At 71.9% G+C, this 8,640-nt stretch carries 5 protein-coding genes; 3 read left to right on the top strand and 2 right to left on the bottom strand.

The genetic code is table 11. From position 1 onward, the window contains the following. Positions 1-74: 74 nt before the first annotated feature. Together Q664_RS17640 and Q664_RS17635 are read right to left on the bottom strand one after the other, a co-directional pair. Positions 75-1,703 (bottom strand): WD40 repeat domain-containing protein, encoded by a 1,629-nt coding sequence (locus Q664_RS17640; protein ID WP_152622159.1) that lies wholly within the window; start codon positions 1,701-1,703, stop codon positions 75-77. Further along, entirely contained in the window at positions 1,700-3,868 is a 2,169-nt protein-coding gene (locus Q664_RS17635) for a penicillin-binding protein activator (protein WP_200883720.1), read from the bottom strand. The genes Q664_RS17640 and Q664_RS17635 overlap by 4 nt, the downstream gene beginning before the upstream one ends. Before the next feature lie 321 nt (positions 3,869-4,189). Between Q664_RS17635 and Q664_RS17630 the strand changes: the two genes are divergently transcribed. From Q664_RS17630 to Q664_RS17620, 3 genes are all read left to right on the top strand, one after another. After that, positions 4,190-4,393, top strand: coding sequence for a hypothetical protein (locus Q664_RS17630; RefSeq protein WP_043396463.1), 204 nt, complete (start codon positions 4,190-4,192; stop codon positions 4,391-4,393). A 13-nt stretch (positions 4,394-4,406) separates the two neighbouring features. Then, complete coding sequence (locus tag Q664_RS17625; protein ID WP_152622158.1) at positions 4,407-5,033, top strand: hypothetical protein; 627 nt, start codon at positions 4,407-4,409, stop codon at positions 5,031-5,033. Positions 5,034-5,108: 75 nt separating this feature from the next. Continuing rightward, the gene (locus tag Q664_RS17620; RefSeq protein ID WP_043396454.1) at positions 5,109-8,615 is read left to right on the top strand and encodes a condensation domain-containing protein; all 3,507 of its coding nucleotides are present in this window, start codon (positions 5,109-5,111) and stop codon (positions 8,613-8,615) included. The last annotated feature ends 25 nt before the right edge of the window (positions 8,616-8,640 follow it).

Here is an 8,640-nt window from a genome sequence, read left to right as displayed (position 1 = left end):
ATACGGTAACCCGGGTTACGAACCCACTGCGCACAGTGGGGGGGCCACGGGTTGAAGAACGGGCCCGGATACCCTCACCCTGACCCTCTCCCGAGGGGAGAGGGGATATCTTCCACGGTGGGGGCGGCGTAGCGCACGGGGAACAGGACCGCGGCCGGATCACTCTCCTGCGTGCCCGAGGCCTTCTGCGGCGTCCACGCGGCCACGCCCACCAGCCGCCCGTCCGGGCTGAAGCGCACCCGGCGCACGGACCAACCGAACTTCCTCTCCGCCACCGGCGTCTCCAGGCCCTCGCGCCAGACGTACAGCTGCTTGTCCCAGCCACCACTCGCCAGCGAGCGCCCGTCCGGAGAGATACCGGCGGAGGCCACCACGCCCCGGTGCGCCGTCCACTTGCGCAGCACCTGGCCCGAGCCCGCGTCCACCAGCGCCGCGGCGTTCCACTCGGCCGGAGGCTCGACGAGCCCCTTCTTCTCGCGCTCGTAGACGGCACGGTTGCGCTCGGCCTTGGGCTCGGAGAAGGCCACGCCCAGCCGGCGCCCGGCCGCGTCGAGCGTGACGTCATTCACGTGCGCCTCGAAGGGAAAGGCCGTGCGTGGAGCGAGCACCAGCCCCCGCTCCTCCTCCTTCACCCGCGCCGGAGCCTTCAACGTGAGCACCGCCTCACCCGTGGCGTCATCGAAGGCCACGTCCACACGCTCGGAGAAGGGAGCACCCAGCACTCCCCCCACGCCCGGAGGCAGACACGCGTCACACACCACGACGTCCAGGCCCTCCAGCTCCAGCCCCTTGAGGCGCAGCCGCTGGCCCCGGGCCACCCGCGCCAGCGTGGACCCCAGCGCCGTGGGCAGCGACACCGTCTCCTGCAACATGGCCGTGTCGATCCCCGCCGCCTCCGCCGCCTGAGAACCCAGCACGAGCGCGGGAGCACGCGCATCCAGCGCGAAGGCCACCGGAGCCTTCCCGTTGAGCGTCCCGCCCACCACGGCGTAGCCCCCGCGCCGCTCGAAGCGAACCCGCGCCTGCTCGCGCCGCAGGGCCTCCTCGCGCGCGTCGAATACCCGGATGCGCTTGTCCCAGCTCCCCGAGTACAGCGTCCCATCCGCCGCGAAGACGAGCGCGCTCACCCGGTCCGTGTGGGGCCGGGCCTCGAAGGAGAAGCCCAGGTCCGCCACGCGCAGCACCGTGAGCAGCCCCTGCGCGCTGCCCGCCACGAGGTAGCCACCGGCCGGGTGGAAGGCCACCGCGGTGAGCGGCTCCTCCGTCCGCAGGCTCGCCTTCAGCGCGCCCGTGGCCGCGTCATACAGACGCACCATGCCGTCCCAGCCCGCGCTCGCCAGCAACGAGCCGTCCCGGGAGAAGGCCAGCGCCTCCACGTCGAACTCGGAGGGGTTGATGCCCTGGTCCACCACGCGCGCCAGCGAGGGCCTCACCTTCCAGAGCGCGAGCAGATACTCGCGAGCGCCCAGGTGCGAGTAGGCCACGCGCGAGGAGTCCGGCGAGAAGGCCAGCGTCCAGACGAAGTCCCTGCGGTCGAGGACGTCGCCGTCCCCGAGACCCACCACCTCACCCGCGAGGTATCCCCCCGGCGTGGACTCCAACCGGGAGGCGATATCCGGCGCGAGCACCGGCGCGGCGTGCCGGCACCCCGCGAGCGACAACAGCCCCACGAGCCACAGCGCACGAGGCGCCAGGGCCCTCACGAGCCACCCAGCGCCGCCGACTTCTCCGGAGGCACCTCCGTCACGCCCTTGTTGCTCACGGACAGCAGGAAGAGGGGCTTGCGCGCCTCGCGCTTCTCGTCGAAGGACGTCTTGCCCGTGGCACCGTCGAAGTCCTTCACGTTGGCCAGGGCCTCGCGGAACTCCCCGCGGCTCCTGGGCGCCTGCTTCGAGTCCAGCAGCTGCCGCACCATGCGCGCCGAGTCATACCCGTAGGCCTCGAGCAGGCCCGGGTCCCCGCTGTTCGCCTGGCGGTAGGCCTGGACGAAGCGGCGCGTGGCCGGCTGCTGCGAGTCCACGAAGAAGCCATCCACGTACACCGAGCAGGTGACGAACTTGCCACCGCGCTCGACGAGCTCCGGCATGCCGCTGGCGCCCTTGCCGCTGCTCCACGCGTTGGTGCCCAGCAACATCACCGTCTTGAGCGTCTTCTTGCCCGTCGTCTTGCGGATGCGCTCCACGTCGCGCGCGTCACACGCGTTGGTGACGATGTCCTCCACCGCCAGCGCCGGGGCCACCAGGCTCACCCGCCGCCACTCGTCGGGGATGAAGATGGCCTCGAAGTCGATGATGGGCTCCACGTTGCCCCTCATCTTCTCCATGGCCTTGCGCTTGCGGAACGCGTCCTGGCCGCTCGTCTCCTTCTGCACCTCGCGCACGCCCTCGATGTAGTCGAGCCGATCCTCCAGGTAGTAGCGGCCCACCAGCTTCTTGGCCTCGGTGGTGAACGTCGTCTGGTCGTGGTCGTACGTCTCGGCGCCGCGCACCTGGCCGCCGTTCTCCACCACGTGGTCCCAGAAGTCGTTGGCCAGCTCCACCCCGTACGGCAGGTTGGGGTAGAGCATCGCGAAGCTCTTGAAGCCCTTCTGCTTCATCGCGAAGTCGGCGATGGCCCGCGCCTGCGCCGAGTTCGTCAGCATGTTGCGGAAGATGAAGGGCCCGATGTGGGTGATGTCCTCCTGGCGCGTGAGCGTCAGCAGCGGCACCTGGAGCTCCTCGGCCACCAGCGCGGCGCGGCGGGACTCGTCCGAGGTGATGGGGCCCAGCACGGCGATGGCGCCCTCGTCGAAGGCCAGCTGCTCCATGCCCTGGGCGGCGAGGTTCACATCCCCCTGCGTGTCCTTCACCACGAGCTCGATGTCGCTGCCGGCCAGGGCCAGCTTCACCCCGCGCAGCACCGCCTCGCCCACGGCCTTGTACTTGCCCGTCATGGGCAGCAGCAGGCCCACCGTCTTCGTCTGCACGTCCACGCGGCGCGTGGCGCGCGCGAGCAGCTCGCGGGCCTGCGGGGCGAACGTGTGGTTGGGCGCCTCCGCCAGGAAGCGGTTGAGCGTCTCCTCCAGCCGCGTCCAGTCCCGCAGGTGGTAGTAGATGCGGGCCAGCTTGAAGCTCAGCACCGGCCAGGCGGGATTGGAGGGGGACAGCTCCTCCATGATCTGCGCCACGTCCATGAAGCCGGCGCGGCCCTCCACCAACTGCTGCACCCGGGCCACCGCGGCCTGCTGCGCCTCGGGCGTCTGGGCGTTGCCGGCCAGGTCCACGGAGATGCGCAGCGCCTGTCCGAAGAGGCCCGCCTTCTCCGCGGCCTTGACGGAGTCCTCGAGCAACTGGATGCGCTCGGCGCCCTCGGCACGCTCGGCGAGGCTGTAGAGCGTCTGGTAGGCGTCACGGTAGGCACCCACCTCCAGCGCGGACCGGCCCAGGCGGCGCTTGGCCTCGGTGGCCTGCGGGTGGAGCGGGTTCTCGAAGAGCAGCTCGTTGAAGCTCTTGCGCGCGTTGACGTAGTCCTGCGAGTCGTAGAAGAGCACGCCCGCCCGGTAGAGGGCCTCCTGGCCCGCCGTCGTCTGCGGGTACGCCTTGCGCACCGCGAGGAAGGACTCGGCGGCCTGCTTGCGCGGAGCCGTCTCGGCCTGCTGGATGGCCTGGGCGAGCGCCTGGTCCGCCTGCGCGTCCTTGCGCGCCTCGATGGAGGGCCTCGACGGGAAGGGGTCTCCCTGGGGGACGTCTTCCCCGCGGCCCTGTGACGAGGAGCCGGAAGAGGGGCCAGGGGAAGTGCCACCGCCCGTGGCGGAGGGCGTCTTGCAAGCGGACATCAGCAGCGCCAGCGCGAGCAGCAGCGCGCGGCGGGGGGAGGGGCGAACATCCATGGTGTGGGGGTGCATAGCAGTGGGGCGCGCCTCCGTCGACAGTCGAGCGGGGGGGACATTCCCCACGCCGTCCCCCGGGTTTTGCACCGGACGTGCCGCCCCGGCGCCCCCGGGTGGAGGCCGCGGGAGCCGGGCCCCTGTGGGCCCCGGGCCACGGGCATGTGGGCCCGGGTACTCGCCTGCCCCGCGAGCAATGGAGAGGGCGCCCCCCAGGACTGGACCTGGGCCGGGCTCTCCCGGGGAGGAAGGCGTTGCGGCCCTCGCTTCCCATCCCAAGCGTTAGGGCTCGGACATTCGGACATTCTGACCCGGGAGCGGACCATGGCAGGCAAGCAGCGGTTGCGGGAGGGCTACGGAAGCACGAGCGAGCAGCGGCAGCGCAACCTGGAGGGCGACGGCTTCGAGGAGCGGGCGCCCCACACCCCGGAGGAGAGCGAGGCCACCCGCGCGCCACCGGACGACGGAGGCCACGTGGTGCACGTGAATGCCCTGGCCGAGCCACTCGACAAGGACGACACGGACTAGAGGAGAGCCACTCATGTCTCGACGCAAGATTCGTGCGGGAATGGTGGTGCGCGGCCACGACGGCTCGCCGCTCGGCCGCGTGCTCTCCGTGGATGACGAGGGCTTCGTGCTCGAGCGCCGGGTGGTCGTCACGCGCGAGCACCGGGTGCGCCATGACGAGGTGCGGTCCATGGACGAGCACGGCATCGTGCTCACCCCGGAGCATGGCCACCCGCGCGCGCGTCTGGAGGCCACGGACCTCGTGGAGGTCTTCTGGTCCTCGCGGCGCGCACGGGACGAGCAGCGGCCCCTGGAGGAACGGGAAGCACCGGAGACGCGCTCCTCGCACCACATGGTGGCCGCGACGGAGCACGCCGAGGCCTACCCCGTCCAGGTGGAGCGCGGCACCGTCCCCCATCCCCGTTACGTGCCCATGTCCGAGGAGGAGCCCCGCCGGAGCGCCCAGGCGCAGGAAGACGCCGGCCCCGTCCGCGCTTCGCCGGCCGATCCACCCCGCTGGCGTTGGATGCGCGGGCCCTGGGGCCACGGGGTGAGGCTGCCTGGTGGACGGATGATGCGGCACTACGCGACGCACCCGCGCGAGGTGGCGAGCTCGCTGCTGGAGCTGCTCCGCGGAGAGATATCCTCCCTCCGCTATTGAGCGGACGGAGACACCGGATTCCCGGGAGTTGCGGGGTGGGCATTCTTGTGCCCGCGTGCTAGAAACCCCGGGGCTTTGGCACCGTCCTCTTCGTTCGACTCCTCCTCGCTCCTCGAGCTGTCGCGCCGCCGTGCCGAATCCCAGCCAGGGGAGCTCGCCTACACCTTCCTGGTCGATGGCGAGACGGAAGAAGCACGTCTCACCTACGCCGGGCTGGATGCACGGGCACGCGCCATCGGTGGACTCCTGCAGGAGCGGGGAGCCCGGGGCGAGCGGGTGCTGCTGCTCTACCCGCCCGGGCTCGACTACGTGACGGCCTTCGTGGGCTGCATCTACGCCGGAGCCATCGCCGTGCCGGCCTACCCGCCGGACCCGATGCGCCTGGGACGGACGCTCCCGCGGCTCGAGGCGCTCATCTCCGACGCGCGCGCCCGCTTCGCGCTCACGAACGAGCTCATCCGCTCCATGGCGGACGGACTGGCCGAGCAGTTCCCCGGACTGGCCGGGCTGACGTGGGTGGCCACCGACGAGGTGCCCGCGGACGCGGCCAGCGCCTGGAAGGACCCGGGCCTCACGCGCGAGTCGCTCGCGTTCCTCCAGTACACCTCGGGCTCCACGGGCACACCGCGCGGGGTGATGCTCAGCCACGGCAACCTGCTGCACAACTCGACGGCCATCCAGCGCGGCTTCGAGCCCTCTCCCGGGAGCGTCGGCGTCATCTGGCTGCCGCCCTACCACGACATGGGCCTCATCGGCGGCGTGCTCCAGCCGCTGTTCGCCGGCATCCCCGTCGTGCTGATGTCGCCGCTGGACTTCCTCAAGCGGCCCGTGCGCTGGCTCGAGGCCATCTCCCGCTACCGGGGGACGCACAGCGGTGGGCCGAACTTCGCCTACGACCTGTGCGTGCGGAAGACCACGCCCGAGCAGCGCGCCGCGTTGGATTTGAGCACCTGGCGGCTAGCCTTCAACGGCGCCGAGCCCGTGCGCGCCTCCACGATGGACCGCTTCGCCGAGGCCTTCGCCGTCTCCGGCTTCCGCCGCGAGGCCTTCTACCCGTGCTACGGCCTGGCCGAGGGCACGCTGCTCGTCACCGGTGGGCGCATGGGCGCACGGCCCGTGGTGCATGACTGGAAGCAGGAGGGCTCCGGGCGCGTGAGCCAGCTCGTGGGCTGCGGCACGAGCGTGCTGGACCAGGAGCTGCTCATCGCCCACCCCGAGACGCTCGCTCCCGTGCCCGAGGGGCAGGTGGGTGAAATCTGGGTGCGCGGAGGCAGCATCGCCCAGGGCTACTGGGGCCGACCCGAGCAGACCGAGCAGAGCTTCCGTGCCCGCCGGAGCGACACCGGCGACGGGCCCTGGCTGCGCACGGGAGACCTCGGGTTCCTCGTGGGTGGCGAGCTGTTCGTCGCGGGCCGCATCAAGGACCTCATCATCCTGCGCGGGCGCAACCTGTACCCGCAGGACCTGGAGCAGACCGCCGAGGCCAGTCACCCCGCGCTGCGCCCGGGCTGCTCCGCCGCCTTCGGCCTGGACGTGGAGGGACAGGAGCAACTGGTGCTCGTGCACGAGGTGGACCGCGCGAAGCTGCCGGAGCCCGCCGAGGCCGTGGAGGCCATCCGCCGCGCCATCGCCGAGCAGCACGAGGTGGCACCGGGCCGCGTGGTGCTCGTCCCCGCGGGCCACATTCCCAAGACGTCCAGCGGCAAGATTCAGCGTGGCACCTGCCGCGCCATGTACCTCGCGGGCGAGCTGGAGCTCGTCACGGAGAGCGCCGTGCTCCAGGCCGCGTCCACCGCGCCAGCCGAGCCGCCCGCGCTCACCCGCGAGGCCTTGTTGGGTGCCCCGGAGACGGAGCGTCCCCGGCTGCTCGGCGAGCACCTGCGGCACCGCCTCGCGCGTGCGCTGGCCGTACCCGTTTCCGCGCTGGATGAGGCGCGGCCCCTCACCGCGTTCGGCCTGGACTCCATCCACGCCATCGAGCTCAAGGGCGCGCTGGAGGAGGAGCTGGGCATCCACCTGCCCATGGCGCTGCTGCTGGATGGCGTCAGCCTGGGCACCCTCACCACCCGCGCGCTGGAGGCCCTGCACCCCGCCCCCTCCGCGCCTCCACCGCTCGAGCCCGCCAGCCACGGGCCCCACCCTCCCCTCTCCTACGGCCAGGAGCGGCTCCTCTTCCTGGAGCAACTCGCCACGGGCCACTCGGCGTACACCGTCGCCACGGCGGTGAAGCTGGAGGGACGGCTCGACGTGGAGGCCCTGGGGCGTAGCCTCGCGGCACTTCTGCGCCGGCATGACTCGCTGCGTGCGTGCTTCCCCTTCGTGGACGGCAAGCGCGTGCAGGTGCTGCTCCCCGCCGGGCAGGTGCCGGACCTGGGTCCGCTCGCCGGGGAGGGCGCGCTCGTGGACCTGTTCGGCCTGCCCGACTCCGAACGCGAGGCCGAGGCCACCCGGCTCACCACCCTGGAGGCCCGCCAGCGCTTCGACCTGGAGCGAGGCCCGCTGCTGCGCGCGAAGCTGCTGAAGCTCGCCCCGGAGCGGCACCGGCTGGTGCTCTCGGTGCACCACATCGTCTCCGACGGTTGGACCATGGGCGTGCTCGTCCGCGAGCTGGGCGCCCTCTACCCCGCCTTCGCCGAGGGCCGCCCCTCGCCCCTGCCCGCGCCGCGCCTCCAGTACACGGACTACGCCGCGTGGCAGCGGCACGGGTTGGAGGGTGGCACGCTGGCCGCCGAGCGGTCCTGGTGGAAGGAGCGCCTCACCGCCATGCCTCCGCTGCTGGAGCTGCCCACGGACCGGCCGCGCCCCGAGACCCCGTCCTTCGAGGGCGCCCGCCACCCGCTCCAGCTCTCCGCGCCCCTCACCGTGGGCCTCGAGCAGCTCGGACAGTCGGAGGGCGCCACGCCCTTCATGGTGCTGCTCGCCGGTTTCCTCGTGACGCTCCACCAGCGCACCGGCCGCACCGACCTCGTGGTGGGCACGGACATCGCCAACCGGGAGCATCCGCGCACGCAACAGCTGGTGGGCCTCTTCGTCAATCAGCTCGTCCTGCGCGTGGACCTCTCGGGCAACCCCACGTTCCGGCAGGTGCTCTCCCGCGTGCGGCAGGTGGCGCTCGGCGCGTACGCGCACCCGCACGTGCCCTTCGACAAGCTCGTCGAGACACTCCGCCCCCCGCGAGACGCCCGCTACAACCCGCTGTTCCAGGTGATGTTCGTCCTGGAGAACGCTCCGCTGCCCGCGCTGGAGCTGCCCGGCCTGCGCCTGGAGCTGCTCGAGCTCGATGACGGTGGCTCGCCCTTCGACCTGTCGGTGCTGCTGTCGAAGCACGGAGGCCAGATGGGCGGCGTGCTGCGCTACAGCACCGCGCTGTTCGACGGTGCCACCATCGCCCGGCTCGGCGAGGGCTACCAGGTGGTGCTCTCGGCCGCCGTGCAGCGCCCGGACGCCACGCTGGAGGACTTGCGCGACGTCCTCACCGAACACGAGCGGCAGCGCGAGCGCGCCCGGGCCGAGGAGCTGAAGTCCAAGCGGCAGGACCTGTTCCGCAATGTGCGGCGCAAGACCGACATTCCCACGCGATGACCCTCACCCCCCGCCCTCTCCCAGA

Source organism: Archangium violaceum Cb vi76, from assembly GCF_000733295.1.
Taxonomy (GTDB): Bacteria; Myxococcota; Myxococcia; order Myxococcales; family Myxococcaceae; genus Archangium; species Archangium violaceum.
This window is presented reverse-complemented; position numbering and strand designations above follow the sequence as displayed.

Bases quoted from the DNA above. Each gene is read 5' to 3' on its own strand.
- Q664_RS17625 (WP_152622158.1), top strand. From the start codon at position 4,407: ATGTCTCGACGCAAGATTCGTGCGGGAATGGTGGTGCGCGGCCACGAC.
- Q664_RS17635 (WP_200883720.1), bottom strand. From the start codon at position 3,868: ATGGATGTTCGCCCCTCCCCCCGCCGCGCGCTGCTGCTCGCGCTGGCG.
- Q664_RS17630 (WP_043396463.1), top strand. From the start codon at position 4,190: ATGGCAGGCAAGCAGCGGTTGCGGGAGGGCTACGGAAGCACGAGCGAG.